This window comes from Chryseobacterium fluminis, assembly GCF_026314945.1.
Taxonomy (GTDB): Bacteria; Bacteroidota; Bacteroidia; order Flavobacteriales; family Weeksellaceae; genus Chryseobacterium; species Chryseobacterium fluminis.
In genome coordinates, this window is record NZ_CP111121.1 from 453,820 (window position 1) to 467,718 (window position 13,899).

Below are 13,899 nucleotides of genomic sequence, written 5' to 3' on the forward strand. Positions count from 1 at the left end.
AATTAATAGGTTATGTTATCTTAAAATTTGTAGCTTAAACCCAGCTGAAATACCCTGTTGGTATTGATGTTTTTATTGGCTTCCGGAACATCGGAATTATCAGCAATATGAGTCAAACTGCTTATGTATCTGGCATTGATGCCCAGATTGTCCGTAATATCCAGTCCTACTCCTAAACCTAAACCCACATTAAATTTTTTAATATCATCTTTGTCAATGGATTCAGAGGCTGATGCATATTGGGTCGCGGTGGTACTTCCGTTAGTGGTGGTGATCGTAGTTTCTCCTTTATTTTTACCATCTAAAAAGTAACTGAATTCAGGTCCTGCCTCAAAATAAAAGCTTTTAGCAGGTCTGAACTGGAACATCAGCGGTACTGAAATATAATTAAGTTCCACTTTACTGTTGGCCTCTGTTTTTACAGTCGTGCTTCCTGTGGTTACTTCATTAGATGTAATTACACTTTTGGCTCCCATCTGATTATATAAGACCTCCGGCTGGAAACTTATTTTATCCGCTAAAGGAATATTAACAAAAAGCCCGGCATTAAAACCTATCTTTTGGTTATCAATACTCAGTTTCTGCTCACTGAAAGCAGCGGCATTGGCCCCTGCCTTGATACCGAATCTAACCGGTGGTTTTTCATTTGCTATTTTTACAACTTCTTTTACCTGTTCCTGGGCCAATGCCATAGTTCCTGCTGTCATCGCCAGTCCTAGAAATAACTTCTTCATAATTTTTAATTTTACTATTTAATCTTCCGCCTGATTTTCAATCGGACGTCAGTTATTTTGCAAAAGTCTTGCCAAATAATTATATTGTTGATTATCAATATGATATATTCTCTATATGATAAATTCTGGTATTTATTCTGAATATCCTATTAATGTTCATCACCGGCTACACTAAAATTTTGCTAAAATGAGCCAATCAGAAACGAAAAGACCGGATTCTATTAATCGATCCAGCCTTTTCTGATATTAAAGTCAGTTATTTTATTTGAATCAGTCTCTACCCTTGTTTCATATAGAGCAGACTATCGTGTATCGTTTAAAATTTATAATTTAAACCGAGTTGGAATACTCTGTTGGTCACAATACTCTGTCCATCGACTCTATCCTTGCCAATATCAGTCAGACTATTTACATATCTTGCATTGATCCCTAAATGGTCAGAAAAATAATATCCGAGACCTAATCCGAGACCTACATTAAACTTGTTGATATCATCATTCTGAATATTCTCTGAGAAGGATTCGCTATTGGTAACGGTAACGCCATTTACAACGGTGGTCACTGCTTTTTCTCCCTCGGATTTTCCATTTAGAAAGTAGCTGAACTCGGGTCCTGCTTCTATATAAAATCTTTTGCCCGGCCTTATCTGAAGCATCAGCGGAACAGAAATATAATTTAAAGAAACTTTTGATCCTTTAATATTTTCATCAACTTCCGTTTTCTCTATATCAACACTTTCCGCGCCCATCTGACTGTATAATACTTCCGGCTGAAAACTGAAAAGTTGAGAAATAGGGAAGTCGGCATAGACGCCACCGTATAATCCCAGCTTCATGACATTGGTACCGAACTTTTGCTCATTAAAAGAAGCCGCATTAGCACCAGCCTTGATACCAAATCTAACAGGTCCTGTTCCTGCCGGTCCTGATGTTTGCTGTGCAGACAATAATGCTCCTGCTGTCATGGCAAGTCCTAGAAATAATTTCTTCATAATTTTTGTATTTACTATCATTTGTTTTCTTAATCAGATTTCAACTACCTGGCAAGATTCCTGCCAAAATACTCATAGATAATCAGATACCCAGGTGATGACAGAAATTTCAAATTTTAAATTACAGCCTAATTGTTGATTTATGAAAAAAAATTAACAGGAAATTATTACGATATTAAAACTTTCCACCGAAACCAGTTTGTAGATGAAAACATAATTTTGCAAAAATATTTTTTAATACGAAAAAGCCGGTCTCACAGAGGCCCGGCTTTTTCTATTGAAAGTAAATCTGTTATCTGAAATTGTATGCCATCCCTATCTGGAATGCATTATTTCTTACGGAACTTCCGGGGTTGTTTTTAAGAATATCAGTTATCCCCGCAGTATATCGTCCGGTAATACCTATATTGGGTGTAAAATAATATCCTACTCCTAAGCCGATTCCAAAATCAAACCCCTCGTAATCTTTTTTAACTTTTACAGATTCTCCATTAACCCGTACATGAGTACCCACTAAAAACCCAAATTGTGGTCCTGCTTCCACATAAAGCTCAGGCAGGATATTGTACTGCAACATAACAGGTACTGAAATGTAATCAAGATTTAATCGGGCATCTGTATAATCCACATAATACGCATAATAATCAGAGTAGTAATAATACGTATAATGCTGTGCACCCAATCCGTTATAAATGACTTCCGGCTGAACGCTGAATTTTGATGATACAGGAATGTTTACAAATGCCCCGCCATTAAATCCGGCTTTGAATTCTGCATAATCTGAGGAAACTCTGGAAAGATTAAAACCTGCCTTTAATCCAAATGAAACCGGAGAAGACGTAGGTTTAGTATTTTCCTGTGCCAATACTAATGTGCTAACTGTAACAGCTAAGCTTAAAAATAATTTCGTCATAATGTATTTAATTAATTTTTATTTCAAGGTGATTTGAATTATTCAACAAAACGCCTGCCAAATGATTAATATACAGGTATATACAGGATTCATTGAAAAATTAAAATTCGTTATTTAATTAGTTTTAATAAAAATATATAGTAAAAAATTACTATCTCGTTTAAATTATCAATTAGAATATAATAAATATAGAAAATTAAAATTTTTATATTTTTTTTAACATTAAAAAGGCCGGGTTTACAATGAAACCCGGCCTTTTTTATTGATTATTTAAAATGGTTAAAACTTATAAGCAATCCCAATCTGGAAAACACTGTTTCTTACAGCATCGTTATTATTATTGTTTTCGATGATATCAGTAGCTCCTGCAACAAATCTGGCCGTAAGCCCGAATCCCTGAGCAAAATAATATCCGGCACCCAGGCCAACCCCAAAATCAAATCCTTTGTAAAAGTTCTGCACGTCTGCAGATCCGCCGTCACCCTTGATCTTTCTGTTAATGGCAAAACTGAATTGAGGACCTGCTTCCAGATATAGCTCAGGAAGGATATTGTACTGCAGCATCACCGGTATTGAAATATAATCAAGATTCAGCCTTACATCAGAAAGATCTTTGTGTTTTGCCCCCATTCCGTTGTATAAAAGTTCAGGCTGAACACTGAATGAAGTAGCAACAGGAATATTCGCAAAAAATCCACCGTAAATTCCTGCTTTTGCTTTAGAATCATCGGCATTGACTGAAGAAACATTAAGTCCTGCTTTAATGCCGAATTTTACGGGAGAGGTGCTGGTTTTCACTGTTTCCTGTGCAAAAATAAGTGAGCCGGCAGAGATAGCCAGTCCCAGAAATAATTTTTTCATAGTTATTATAGTATTAATATAAACGATCAGTTCGTTTTCGCAAAAATAAGAATTTCTTCTTGAAAATTATTGATGATTACATGAAATTTCTGAGTCTGGTGAAGTATACAATCCCGAACTAAGCGGCTCCTGACGGGTAATAAAAAAATCAGGCTTACGAATAAACCTGATCTTCTATTGAATTAAAATTTGTTACATGAATGTTGTTAAGACTGGCTTATCTGAATTTAAAAGCTAAACCAACCTGAAATACGTTGTTTCTGATTGCATCAGATCCGCTGGGTCTGTCTTTGGCTATATCAGTAAGACCGGCAACATATCTTGCGGTGATTCCGATATTATCCGTAAAATAATATCCGGCCCCGATTCCGATACCAAAATTGAATTTGTTTAGGCTGTCTTTATAATCACCGGATTCTGAAATTGTTTCGTTATTCGTTTCATTTTTTGCTTTATTCTTAGCATTCACCATAAATCCGAATTCAGGGCCTGCTTCTAAATAAAGGTTTGGAATTACGTTGTACTGAAACATTACCGGTACGGCAATATAGTCAAGATGTCTGGAAGAAGAATATCTTGTTCCCAGAACGGTCTGGTCGTATTTATCTCCGTACTGAGAGTATAAAACCTCTGGCTGAATACTGAAAGAGCTTGCAATAGGAATATTGGCAAAAACACCTGCATTGAATCCTATTTTTGAGCCCTGATCATCAAGACCGCTGTCATTAGTAATAGAAGATACGTTCATTCCAGCTTTAACACCAAATGCTACCGGACTAGATGAGGTTACAGGTGTCTGTTGAGCAAAAGCCAATGAACCTGCTGTTACTGCTAATCCTAAAATTAACTTTTTCATAACTTATTTTTTTAATTTACTTTCTTGTTCTAAATTTTACTACTGCCAAATGTTCCGTTTGACGCAGAGTATCTTTCAAATTGTTTGCCAAAGTTGATATTTTTCATCAGAAACAGCTTTGATAAATAATTAATTTCGTTTAAAATACTGATACTCACGGAGTAAAAATTAAACACTTGTTTGTAAATAATGATGCAGGACAGATTATGATATTCATACCGTCGGATATTTTGCATTTACTGTGAAACTGAAAAAGTGGCAATCAGCTATGAATTGACGTCAGATTGATAATTGAAACCTTATTGAAAACCTTATCTATTTTTTCGATAAGAAACAAGACCGGTTATAATTTAAGATAATCGATATCATAGCTGTCACATTCCTGACACTGTAGTACCCGCAGGGTTAGTCTGCGGGTAATTGTTCCAACACTATATAATATATGGTGAAAGCGATGATTAATTATCAATCAGTTTTCTGTAGAAATGTATTGCTTTGACAATATTTTTATCGCTGCAGCGGATATCAAATCCACATGATCCTATACCGGTAATCAGCGAGAAATTAATTTTGTTTTCCGTATTTTTTTTGTCATTTAATAAAAATGCGGTGATTTCCTCATCTTTGAAATCGCTGATATCTAAATAAGGATAGTATCTCCGAATATTGTCCACAATGATTGACTGGTCTTCCTCCGATACCAATCCTTCAAGATAGGAGAGATGGGCTTCACAGATCATTCCTGCCGCTACCGCTTCACCGTGAAGTACAGGATTGCCTTGTTCCAGACATAAGCTTTCTACTGCATGGCCGATGGTATGGCCGAAATTCAAACTTTTACGGATATTCTGCTCATAAAAATCCTGCTGTACCACTTCCTGTTTGATGTCCATTGACTGCTGAATACAGGGTACAAGCGATTCTGCATCCAGCTTCTGAATCTGAATAAGAGCTTCCCAATGTTTTTTATCGGCAATTAAGCCATGCTTCAACATCTCTGCAAATCCGCTCCGCAATTCTTTAAAAGGAAGGGTTTCTAAAAACTTAGGATAAACGAATATTTTTTCAGGAAATGCAAATGTTCCCACCATATTTTTGAAATGCATCAGGTCGATACCTGTTTTACCTCCTATAGAAGCATCACACATGGACAACAGCGTAGTAGGAATATTAATAAATTTAATTCCTCTTTTATAGGTAGAAGCTACGAAACCTCCCATATCGGTAATGACACCACCGCCAAGATTAATAACAAGCGCTTTCCTGTCTGCCTGCATTTCCGTCAGTATTTCCCAAAGCTGATTGGCCGTCTGAATATTTTTCATTTCTTCACCCGCCTCAATTTCCAGGATCTCAAAGGCGAGATCGGTTTCCAGGTTCCCTAAAAGAACAGGAAGACAATATTCGTGTGTATTTTCATCAACTAAAATAAAGATTTTGCTGAAAGTTTTTTCTTGTAAAAAGTCGTTTAACTGAGAAAAATTATCATCTGCTATTGTTATCATTTTCGGTTTGTCTATGACGTTAGAATTAAAACTATATGGCAAAGTTATGATTCTTAATTTTTAACTCGTAACTAAATTACTATCTTTGCAAAAATATTTTAGCATGAGCAGAGACAATAATTCAGGAAAACCAAAAAGACCAAGAACTTCAACAAGAAATAATTCTGATGATTCTCGTGCTTCTAGATCCGGAAATTCTTCAGGATCTAAACCTTTCAAAAAACCATTCCCAAAGGCCGGAGAGAGAAATTCTGATTCAAAAAGAAGTGGTGACACAAGTTACCAGGCCCGTATGGATAAGAAATTTGGAAAAACCGAACAAGAGCCTTTTATTACCAATCCGGGTGAGGAAAAGAAGCCATTTGCCAAATCTGCTCCGAAAAGAGGAGGAAGCAGACCAACAAAAAGTTTTGACACCAGAGATAAATATGAAAGAGGCAGTTTAAAATACGGAAGAAGGCCGGGAAGCGGAGATGACAGAAATCAGGATGGCGCAAAATCTTTTGTGCAGAAAAGAAGACTGAATAAAATAGAGAAAGATATTCATAAAGATACAATCCGTCTTAATAAATATATTGCCAATTCCGGAATCTGCAGCAGGAGAGAAGCAGACGAATTAATCACTCAGGGACTTGTAGAAGTTAACGGAAAAGTGGTTACGGAGATGGGATACCAGGTTCAGAAAGTGGATAAGGTGGTTTTTGACGGACAGAATATTACTCCTGAAAAGCCGGTGTATGTACTTTTAAATAAACCCAAAGGATATATTTCCACTACTAAGGATGACAAAGCAAGAAAAACGGTGATGGATTTAGTTGCTAATGCTTCTCCTTACCGTGTTTTTCCGGTAGGTAGACTGGACCGTTCTACAACCGGAGTAATTCTTTTGACGAATGACGGGCACATGACCAAAAAATTAACGCATCCGTCATTTGATGCCAAAAAGATTTATCATGTGACGCTGGATAAGAAACTGACGAACGAAGACATGAAGCTGATTGCTGAAGGTATCCGTCTGGATGAAGGAATAGCGGTAGTGGATCAGATCTCTTTTATCGAAGGAAAACCAAAGAATGAGATCGGAATAGAAATCCACATCGGCTGGAACCGTGTGATCAGAAGGATTTTCCAAAGATTAGGATACGAAGTAGAGGCATTAGACAGAGTTATGTTTGCAGGATTAACGAAGAAGAACATCAAAAGAGGACACTGGAGAATTCTTACAGAACTGGAAGTGAATAATCTGAAAATGCTTTAACAGTGATAAGTGATGAGTGATGAATTTTACCATTGCTCATAATTTGATCCCTTATAAAGTTTATTTTGAGCTTAAAATAAAAAAAGACGTAGAGACTGACTTCTACGTCTTTTTTATGTGAGTTCTTTTATTAACTGAAAAAGAATTAACCTAAAACGGTTACCCCTTTCTGGATCATTTCATAAATCGCATCTCTGCCATTATCCGGTTTTACGTTGACAGCGCGTGTTCCGTTGAAATGAAGGCAGGTTACATATCCGTTGGCCACAGCATCGGTACAGGTAAATTTCACGCAGTAATCCATCGCAAGACCTACGATTTCCACCAGCTGAATTTCGTGATATTTTAAGAAATCATCCAACCCGGTTTTCATAAAGTGATTATTATCCTGAAAACCGCTGTATGAATCAATTTCAGTATTTTTTCCTTTTTGTACAATGTGCGTCACCTTATCTCTGTTCAGATCTTTATGGAACTCGGCTCCGGAGGTTCCCTGAACACAGTGATCCGGCCACATAAACTGCGGTACACCATTTAAAATAATGCTTTCTCCGATTTTCCTGCCATTATTGCTGGCGAAACTTTTATGATTGGAAGGATGCCAGTCCTGTGTTAAAATGATCTGATCATACTCATTATCTTCCATGAGGAGATTAATATAGGGAATCACTTCATTCGCTCCCGGAACTGCTAATGCACCACCTTCGCAAAAATCATTCTGTACATCTACGACGATTAACGCTTTTTTCATATTTTGATTTCTCGAATTTTTGATAAAAATATAAAAACTATTCTTCAAAAATATATCCAAATTAAAAATGTCGGACAAAAAGGCATTGACAGCGATAACTCTGGCTGATGTTTTATCAACCTTAAAAAGCAGCTAGAGATGGTAAAGTATCTTTATCTGTTTAACAAAATTTTTACAGCCTGATGTTAATTTTCAGATAAACCAAATGCCAATAGCTTATCTTTGCACCAAATAAGTATTTTTATGTCATTTGAGTCTTTAGGATTATCACACCATATTATTCGCTCGGTTAACAAGCTAGGCTATCTTAAGCCATTTCCTATTCAGGAGCAGGCTGTTCCTGTGATCTTACAAGGGAAGGATCTGATGGGTATTGCACAGACCGGATCCGGAAAAACCGCCTGTTTTGTGATGCCGATATTAGAAAAATTACAGAATGGAGAAGTAAAAAAGGACCGTAATGTTCAGGTGCTGATATTGGTACCAACCCGTGAACTGGCCATCCAGATCGATGAGGTTTTCAGGGCGTTTACAGAAAATCTGAAGCGTGAGATCCGTACCATGGCTGTATATGGTGGAGTTTCAATTAATCCGCAGATGAAAGGCCTTTTTGGCGTGGAAGTTCTAATTGCCACACCGGGACGTTTGCTGGATTTGATAGATCATAACGCGTTAAGTATTTCAGAAATTCAGCATTTGGTGATTGATGAAGCAGATAAAATGTTTCAGCTGGGATTTGAGGAGGAAATGAATAAACTGTTTTCCTTAATGCCGGTGATAAAACAGACCACTTTATTTTCAGCTACGCTCAATGATAAAGTTTCTGAGATGAAGGAACGTTTAGCGATTGACCCGGTGATCATTGAGATCAGGAAACAGGAAGTGGAAATTGATCATATCGAACAGCTGGCTTATCATGTTTCTCCGGAAAACAAAGGACCTTTTCTGCGTTATCTGATCAAAGAAAAAAAAGTGGAGAAAGCACTGATCTTTGTTTCATCTACCAGAGCTGCGGATAATTTAGTCGAAAAACTGAAAAAAAACAAAATAAAAGCGGTGGCTATTCACAGCCAGAAATCGCAGGGTGCCCGTAGAAATAATCTGGAAGAATTCAGGGTAAATGGTGCTCAGATCTTAGTCGCTACCGACTTAATTGGCCGTGGTATCCACATTGATGCGCTGCCTTGTGTCATCAACTATGAATTACCACGCTCCCCTTTAGATTATGTTCACCGGATCGGAAGAACAGGCCGTGCCCATGAAAAGGGGACTGCCATCAGCATTCTTACGGATGATGAATTACAGCACTTCAGGGTCATTCAAAAGAAAATGGGAAAGAGGGTAACTTTACAGCGAACGGAAGGCATTGACCTACATGGTTATTAATCAGCCCACTTCATCATACAAGCTTCAGTCTAACAGAACTGAAGCTTTTTTAATGATGAATTTAAACTTCAGTTCTGTCAGAATCAGTGTTTTTTTGATACATTTACAAAAGATGATTTCCTGTGATATAACAGAATTAAAACGAATATAATGAGCGATTTAGAAAAAAAGAAATTTCCGATAGGTCCGTTTGAGGCTCCTGAAAACATCTGTGACATCATGCTTGATGAGCATATAAAAGTGATCAGGGATTTTCCGGGCAGATTAAAAAATCTTATCGAGGATTTTTCAGATGATCAGTTAGACACTCCGTATCGTGAAGGCGGATGGACCGTAAGACAGCTCGTGAATCATCTTGCGGACAGCCACATCAACAGTTTTATGCGTTTTAAACTGGCTTTAACCGAAGAGAACCCTACCATAAAACCCTACGATGAAGCCCGATGGGCTGAATTGCAGGACAGCATCAATATGCCTGTAAAACCTGCGATGAGAATGATTAAAGGAACTCATCAGAGATGGGTGGCATTGCTTAAAAGCTTAACCAACAAACAGTTCGAAAGAACGTTTAATCATCCTGAACATCGTAAAAGCAATAATCTGAGATTTTATCTGGCGATGTATGCCTGGCATTGCAACCATCATTATGCCCACATCGAAAACCTGAAAACCGAAAGAGGCTGGTGAGAAAAACACTTCACAACCGCTTGTTTTTTGAAGAGATAGTAACCCGTATTTCCAGACTTTCAGAAAATTCCTCAGGAAAATGGGGGAAAATGAATGCCGCCCAGATGCTCAGACATTGTGACCTTGTTCTGCAGATTGCCTTGAAAAAGATTGATATTCCGAAGATTAATCCTCTTTTTGAAGCCATAGGATTTTTAACGAAAAAAGAAATGCAGATTTTCAATAACGGAATTCCCAGAAATATGCCTACTTTTCAAAAACTAATCATTAATTTTGAGTGTGATTTTAATGATTCCAGAAAAGGCTTGCTGAAAACACTGGAAGAGTATTGGTTTGCTTATCAGAACAATAATCTGCCTGACAGGCATGTTCTTTTTGGAAAGATGAGAGAAAAAGACTGGGGATTTTTGGAATATAAACATCTTCACCATCACCTAAAACAATTTAAAGTATGAGTTTTTTTGATAAAATATTTGGCGGTAAGCAGGAAGATTCTGAACAGAAATCTTTTTGGAAAAATATAGAAAATGAAGAAGATCTGAAGGCTGCTATTGAAGCCTCTTATCAACATAAAATCGGTATTTTCAAACATTCGACAAGCTGCTTTATCAGTAAGACGGTCTTGAGAAATTTTGAAAAAGAACTTGAAGGACAGGACGGAAATCCGGTAGTTTACTATCTGGACCTGCTGGCTCACCGGCCTCTTTCCAATAAGATTGCAGAAGATTTCGGGATCCGGCACGAAAGTCCGCAATTCATCGTCTTGGAAAACGGAAAAGCCATTAACAATGCTTCTCACCAGGATATTTCCTTAAGCCAGCTTGTATAAGAGAATGAAAAATATTAATAATTACCTGGCAAAAGTCCTGGACGTCCCTCTGGAAAAGGTAAATCTTTGCAGTTTACATTATGAAGTGAAAAAGATCCCTAAAAACCAATTTGTTTTACAATATGGTGAGGTCTGCAGACATATTTATTTTGTAGAAAAAGGGCTTTTGAAAATGTATTCTATTGATAAAAACGGGAAGGAACATATTATACAGTTTGCTCCGGAGAGCTGGCTGATTTCAGACCGGAGCAGTCTTTACTTTAATGAAAAATCCATTTATTATATCGAAGCGGTAGAAGATTCTGAAATTCTTATGCTGCATCCGGATTTTATCAGTAAGCTGGTCGGAGAGTTTCCAAACAGTCTTGAAAAAAGTGATATTCTGGTCCAGAAACATATTAAAAGCCTTCAGGACAGGATCAATTCTTTACTGGGGGAGACCGCAGAAGAACGTTACATGAAATTCATCAGGATGTATCCTGATCTGCTGTTAAGGGTTCCCCAATGGATGATCGCTTCTTATCTTGGAATCACTCCTGAAAGCTTAAGCAGGGTCAGAAAAGAACTGGCCCGGAAAAATTTTGTTACGGACAATAAATAAGCAAAGGAACGGAACCGGAAGAATGATGTTACAATATCTGTTCTCAGCGTTCTGTCGATAGGTAATCTATTCTGTGGCAACGGTTGATTTCGTGATTTCCCTTAATAATGTAAACGTATAGTCAGCGGAATAATGAAAGGCAGTATCTTTATGGTGCAGAACAATATCGTTTATAAAAAAATGTTTTAAATATGATCAGAATCATATCTGCCAGCAGTAGGTTTGTGTACTTTTGGGCAGTCATAAAATTAAATATAAAAGATTTCTGACATTTCACATTACAAAAATAAATATTATGAAAAACATCCTAACATTAGGCCTTGTCGCTGGCTTACTAGTCGTAAGTTGTAAAAAAAGTACTGAAAACAGTGTTGATTCAAATGTAGATACAGCTGCAGCTGATACAATGACAACGATGCCTGCAACTACTGATACCGCAACTACTGCAACTACTGCTACAGCAGACACTGCTGTTTCTCCAACATCTAATTCTAAAATTAATGCTGCGAACAGTGCACAGGATACCAGAGATACTGCTGTAACCAGAAAATAAAGTATATTTTACTGCATTTAAAAATATCCACCTGAAAAGGCGGATATTTTTTTTGTTTTTATATTGATGAAATTAAGGAAATTAACACATTTTAACGTTTATAAGAATGAATACGGTTCACTTCTTGCAGAGGTTGTTTTCAGAGGAAAGTAGGATCATTTAATGATCTTTTTAAGAAATTTCACATCATAAATGTTAAATTTTGAAATCACAAACAGATGATCATGTGCAGTTCATAAAAAAGAATTTTCAATGAGCTTTAATATAAAAACCATACAACTATGAAAACAATAAGCTGCATGAAGATTGATGAAGATCTTCTGAAATCAAATGGCGGTGAAATTAAAAATTACAATTCAAAGGATTTTATTTTTCGTAGCGGAGACAAACCTTTGTATTATTGGCAGATCGTCGAAGGAACAATAAAGCTTAACCACTATAATGAAGACGGAAAAGAGTTTGTTCATAATATTCTGGGAGAAAATCAGAGTTTTGGCGATGCATGCCTTTTTGTAGAGAAAACCTATCCGATGAATGCTTATACGCTTACCCCGTGTACTGTTATAAAACTACCCAAAAATAAGCTTTTTTCTATCCTCAAGGAAAACCCGGAAATTTCATTTGAGATGAACAGCTGCCTTTCTCACAGGGTATATCATAAAATGATCATGATGCAGAGTATCGCATCGGCCAGTCCTGTTATCAGGATCAGAGGTTTGATGGATTATCTCAAAAGCTTTCAGGAGGATTGTTCCGCATTTTCTTTTCCTGTAAAGCTGACGCGACAGCAGATTGCTGACTTTACAGGACTGAGAGTGGAGACTGTAATCCGCACCCTTAAAAAAATGGAACAGGAAAATTCACTTAAGTTTGAAAAAAGAGTGATTTTTTTCTAATATGTGACTGTGGTCATAGTTATTTGATTTCTAATTGTTTATATTTGAGGTAATGATAATAAAAATTATAATTCCGTTTGTACTTTTTGGGATTATAATTTGTAATTCTTCACCTAGGAGTCGAGTTGTTGTGCAGTGCCAAATGCATACGGCAATGGGAAGAATTTATGCGGGCTGTCTATCGGTTTAGAGATAACATAAGGAGGAGTTATTGTACATCATAAGCCTGATCCTGCTGTTCAAATAAAGTTATTCATCATTCAAAATATCAATATGGATTGTAAGAGAATCGTGAGATCATTGAAACAGGATCAGTTCATCAAGGTGGACAATGCCGGGAAATGGTTTGAAGAAGGTTCTGCCATCTACGCCAAAGAAATAAAACAGAATATTTTTTTACTGTTTATTATTTTAAAAGATATAGAGATAGAGAATATTCAGGCGCTCATTGCCCATTTTGACAGCTTCGGCAGTATCGGAATGAAGAAACCGGAGCAGGTGATGTTTTACCTTTCAATAAGGGACAAAGATGATCTGCATTATTTTGAAAAGTATATGAAAATTTCTGATAATTAATAAACGTAAAACTATGATTTTTGAAAACGATACATTTATGGGTTCCGGCATGTATGATAAGAACAATGTGATTGAAAATGAATCGTTGTTTCCCGGTGTAATTAATTCATATGGAGTCACCGCATTTCTGATTAAGTCTTTAGAAAAAATAAAAAGCAATTCAAAATGTGAGATCATGAAAGAGGTGATCAACACCTATATTCAGGAGTATATTCTTCAAATAAGCACCTATCATAATGAATCAGCGGTTGTTCCGTCTGAAATGAATACTGAAATTGCTGTTGAAACTCCATCGTTTACCTTATATGCTAAAACAGCTTATTATAAAGTTCTCAAGGAGGAAGAGTATCTCACAAAGCTGCTCAGTTCATTAGAAAAGGACAAAGGATAACTCATCCTTAAATGGATCCGCTATGATGGTTACCGATTGAGAAAATAACTGTCTGAACAAAATATGACGATGTGTTTGAAAGCCAATGCGAAGCCGGATAATGCAGAATCA

At 36.7% G+C, this 13,899-nt stretch carries 17 protein-coding genes; 10 read left to right on the top strand and 7 right to left on the bottom strand.

What is annotated here, in order from left to right:
* Positions 1-20 precede the first annotated feature (20 nt).
* From ODZ84_RS02065 to aroB, 6 genes are all read right to left on the bottom strand, one after another.
* The gene (locus ODZ84_RS02065; RefSeq protein WP_266175352.1) at positions 21-734 is read right to left on the bottom strand and encodes a porin family protein; all 714 of its coding nucleotides are present in this window, start codon (positions 732-734) and stop codon (positions 21-23) included.
* Between the two features lie 316 nt (positions 735-1,050).
* Complete coding sequence (locus ODZ84_RS02070; RefSeq protein WP_266175353.1) at positions 1,051-1,725, bottom strand: porin family protein; 675 nt, start codon at positions 1,723-1,725, stop codon at positions 1,051-1,053.
* 292 nt (positions 1,726-2,017) lie between these two features.
* On the bottom strand, positions 2,018-2,638 hold the full coding sequence (locus ODZ84_RS02075) for a porin family protein (RefSeq protein ID WP_266175354.1): 621 nt from the start codon (positions 2,636-2,638) through the stop codon (positions 2,018-2,020).
* A gap of 279 nt (positions 2,639-2,917) precedes the next feature.
* On the bottom strand, positions 2,918-3,499 hold the full coding sequence (locus ODZ84_RS02080) for a porin family protein (protein WP_266175355.1): 582 nt from the start codon (positions 3,497-3,499) through the stop codon (positions 2,918-2,920).
* A 217-nt stretch (positions 3,500-3,716) separates the two neighbouring features.
* Entirely contained in the window at positions 3,717-4,355 is a 639-nt protein-coding gene (locus tag ODZ84_RS02085) for a porin family protein (protein WP_266175356.1), read from the bottom strand.
* Between the two features lie 458 nt (positions 4,356-4,813).
* Positions 4,814-5,860 (bottom strand): 3-dehydroquinate synthase, encoded by a 1,047-nt coding sequence (aroB, locus tag ODZ84_RS02090; protein WP_266175357.1) that lies wholly within the window; start codon positions 5,858-5,860, stop codon positions 4,814-4,816.
* Between the two features lie 103 nt (positions 5,861-5,963).
* Here aroB and ODZ84_RS02095 point away from each other — a divergent pair, with 103 nt between their 5' ends.
* Positions 5,964-7,118: a pseudouridine synthase gene (locus ODZ84_RS02095; protein ID WP_266175358.1), complete on the top strand. Its 1,155-nt coding sequence runs from the start codon at positions 5,964-5,966 to the stop codon at positions 7,116-7,118.
* A 145-nt stretch (positions 7,119-7,263) separates the two neighbouring features.
* On the opposite strand, the gene pncA is transcribed toward ODZ84_RS02095, so the two are convergent.
* A complete protein-coding gene (gene pncA, locus ODZ84_RS02100; RefSeq protein ID WP_266175359.1) occupies positions 7,264-7,869 on the bottom strand; it encodes a bifunctional nicotinamidase/pyrazinamidase in 606 nt (201 codons plus the stop codon).
* Positions 7,870-8,112: 243 nt separating this feature from the next.
* Here pncA and ODZ84_RS02105 point away from each other — a divergent pair, with 243 nt between their 5' ends.
* From ODZ84_RS02105 to ODZ84_RS02145, 9 genes are all read left to right on the top strand, one after another.
* Positions 8,113-9,255 (top strand): DEAD/DEAH box helicase, encoded by a 1,143-nt coding sequence (locus tag ODZ84_RS02105; RefSeq protein WP_266175360.1) that lies wholly within the window; start codon positions 8,113-8,115, stop codon positions 9,253-9,255.
* A gap of 150 nt (positions 9,256-9,405) precedes the next feature.
* Entirely contained in the window at positions 9,406-9,942 is a 537-nt protein-coding gene (locus ODZ84_RS02110; RefSeq protein WP_266175361.1) for a YfiT family bacillithiol transferase, read from the top strand.
* Positions 9,939-10,397, top strand: coding sequence for a DUF1569 domain-containing protein (locus ODZ84_RS02115; protein WP_266175362.1), 459 nt, complete (start codon positions 9,939-9,941; stop codon positions 10,395-10,397). The genes ODZ84_RS02110 and ODZ84_RS02115 overlap by 4 nt, the downstream gene beginning before the upstream one ends.
* The gene (gene ytxJ, locus ODZ84_RS02120) at positions 10,394-10,771 is read left to right on the top strand and encodes a bacillithiol system redox-active protein YtxJ (protein ID WP_266175363.1); all 378 of its coding nucleotides are present in this window, start codon (positions 10,394-10,396) and stop codon (positions 10,769-10,771) included. Before ODZ84_RS02115 ends, ytxJ begins: the two co-directional genes overlap by 4 nt.
* 4 nt (positions 10,772-10,775) lie before the next feature.
* Positions 10,776-11,372, top strand: coding sequence for a Crp/Fnr family transcriptional regulator (locus ODZ84_RS02125; RefSeq protein WP_266175364.1), 597 nt, complete (start codon positions 10,776-10,778; stop codon positions 11,370-11,372).
* Between the two features lie 295 nt (positions 11,373-11,667).
* A complete protein-coding gene (locus ODZ84_RS02130; RefSeq protein ID WP_266175365.1) occupies positions 11,668-11,925 on the top strand; it encodes a hypothetical protein in 258 nt (85 codons plus the stop codon).
* A gap of 281 nt (positions 11,926-12,206) precedes the next feature.
* Complete coding sequence (locus tag ODZ84_RS02135) at positions 12,207-12,821, top strand: Crp/Fnr family transcriptional regulator (RefSeq protein ID WP_266175366.1); 615 nt, start codon at positions 12,207-12,209, stop codon at positions 12,819-12,821.
* Between the two features lie 273 nt (positions 12,822-13,094).
* Positions 13,095-13,397: a hypothetical protein gene (locus ODZ84_RS02140; RefSeq protein WP_266175367.1), complete on the top strand. Its 303-nt coding sequence runs from the start codon at positions 13,095-13,097 to the stop codon at positions 13,395-13,397.
* A gap of 13 nt (positions 13,398-13,410) precedes the next feature.
* Positions 13,411-13,788: a hypothetical protein gene (locus ODZ84_RS02145; protein WP_266175368.1), complete on the top strand. Its 378-nt coding sequence runs from the start codon at positions 13,411-13,413 to the stop codon at positions 13,786-13,788.
* Positions 13,789-13,899: the final 111 nt, after the last annotated feature.

Bases quoted from the DNA above. Each gene is read 5' to 3' on its own strand.
- ODZ84_RS02065 (WP_266175352.1), bottom strand. From the start codon at position 734: ATGAAGAAGTTATTTCTAGGACTGGCGATGACAGCAGGAACTATGGCA.
- ODZ84_RS02070 (WP_266175353.1), bottom strand. From the start codon at position 1,725: ATGAAGAAATTATTTCTAGGACTTGCCATGACAGCAGGAGCATTATTG.
- ODZ84_RS02075 (WP_266175354.1), bottom strand. From the start codon at position 2,638: ATGACGAAATTATTTTTAAGCTTAGCTGTTACAGTTAGCACATTAGTA.
- ODZ84_RS02080 (WP_266175355.1), bottom strand. From the start codon at position 3,499: ATGAAAAAATTATTTCTGGGACTGGCTATCTCTGCCGGCTCACTTATT.
- ODZ84_RS02085 (WP_266175356.1), bottom strand. From the start codon at position 4,355: ATGAAAAAGTTAATTTTAGGATTAGCAGTAACAGCAGGTTCATTGGCT.
- aroB (WP_266175357.1), bottom strand. From the start codon at position 5,860: ATGATAACAATAGCAGATGATAATTTTTCTCAGTTAAACGACTTTTTA.
- ODZ84_RS02095 (WP_266175358.1), top strand. From the start codon at position 5,964: ATGAGCAGAGACAATAATTCAGGAAAACCAAAAAGACCAAGAACTTCA.
- pncA (WP_266175359.1), bottom strand. From the start codon at position 7,869: ATGAAAAAAGCGTTAATCGTCGTAGATGTACAGAATGATTTTTGCGAA.
- ODZ84_RS02105 (WP_266175360.1), top strand. From the start codon at position 8,113: ATGTCATTTGAGTCTTTAGGATTATCACACCATATTATTCGCTCGGTT.
- ODZ84_RS02110 (WP_266175361.1), top strand. From the start codon at position 9,406: ATGAGCGATTTAGAAAAAAAGAAATTTCCGATAGGTCCGTTTGAGGCT.
- ytxJ (WP_266175363.1), top strand. From the start codon at position 10,394: ATGAGTTTTTTTGATAAAATATTTGGCGGTAAGCAGGAAGATTCTGAA.
- ODZ84_RS02125 (WP_266175364.1), top strand. From the start codon at position 10,776: ATGAAAAATATTAATAATTACCTGGCAAAAGTCCTGGACGTCCCTCTG.
- ODZ84_RS02130 (WP_266175365.1), top strand. From the start codon at position 11,668: ATGAAAAACATCCTAACATTAGGCCTTGTCGCTGGCTTACTAGTCGTA.
- ODZ84_RS02135 (WP_266175366.1), top strand. From the start codon at position 12,207: ATGAAAACAATAAGCTGCATGAAGATTGATGAAGATCTTCTGAAATCA.
- ODZ84_RS02140 (WP_266175367.1), top strand. From the start codon at position 13,095: ATGGATTGTAAGAGAATCGTGAGATCATTGAAACAGGATCAGTTCATC.
- ODZ84_RS02145 (WP_266175368.1), top strand. From the start codon at position 13,411: ATGATTTTTGAAAACGATACATTTATGGGTTCCGGCATGTATGATAAG.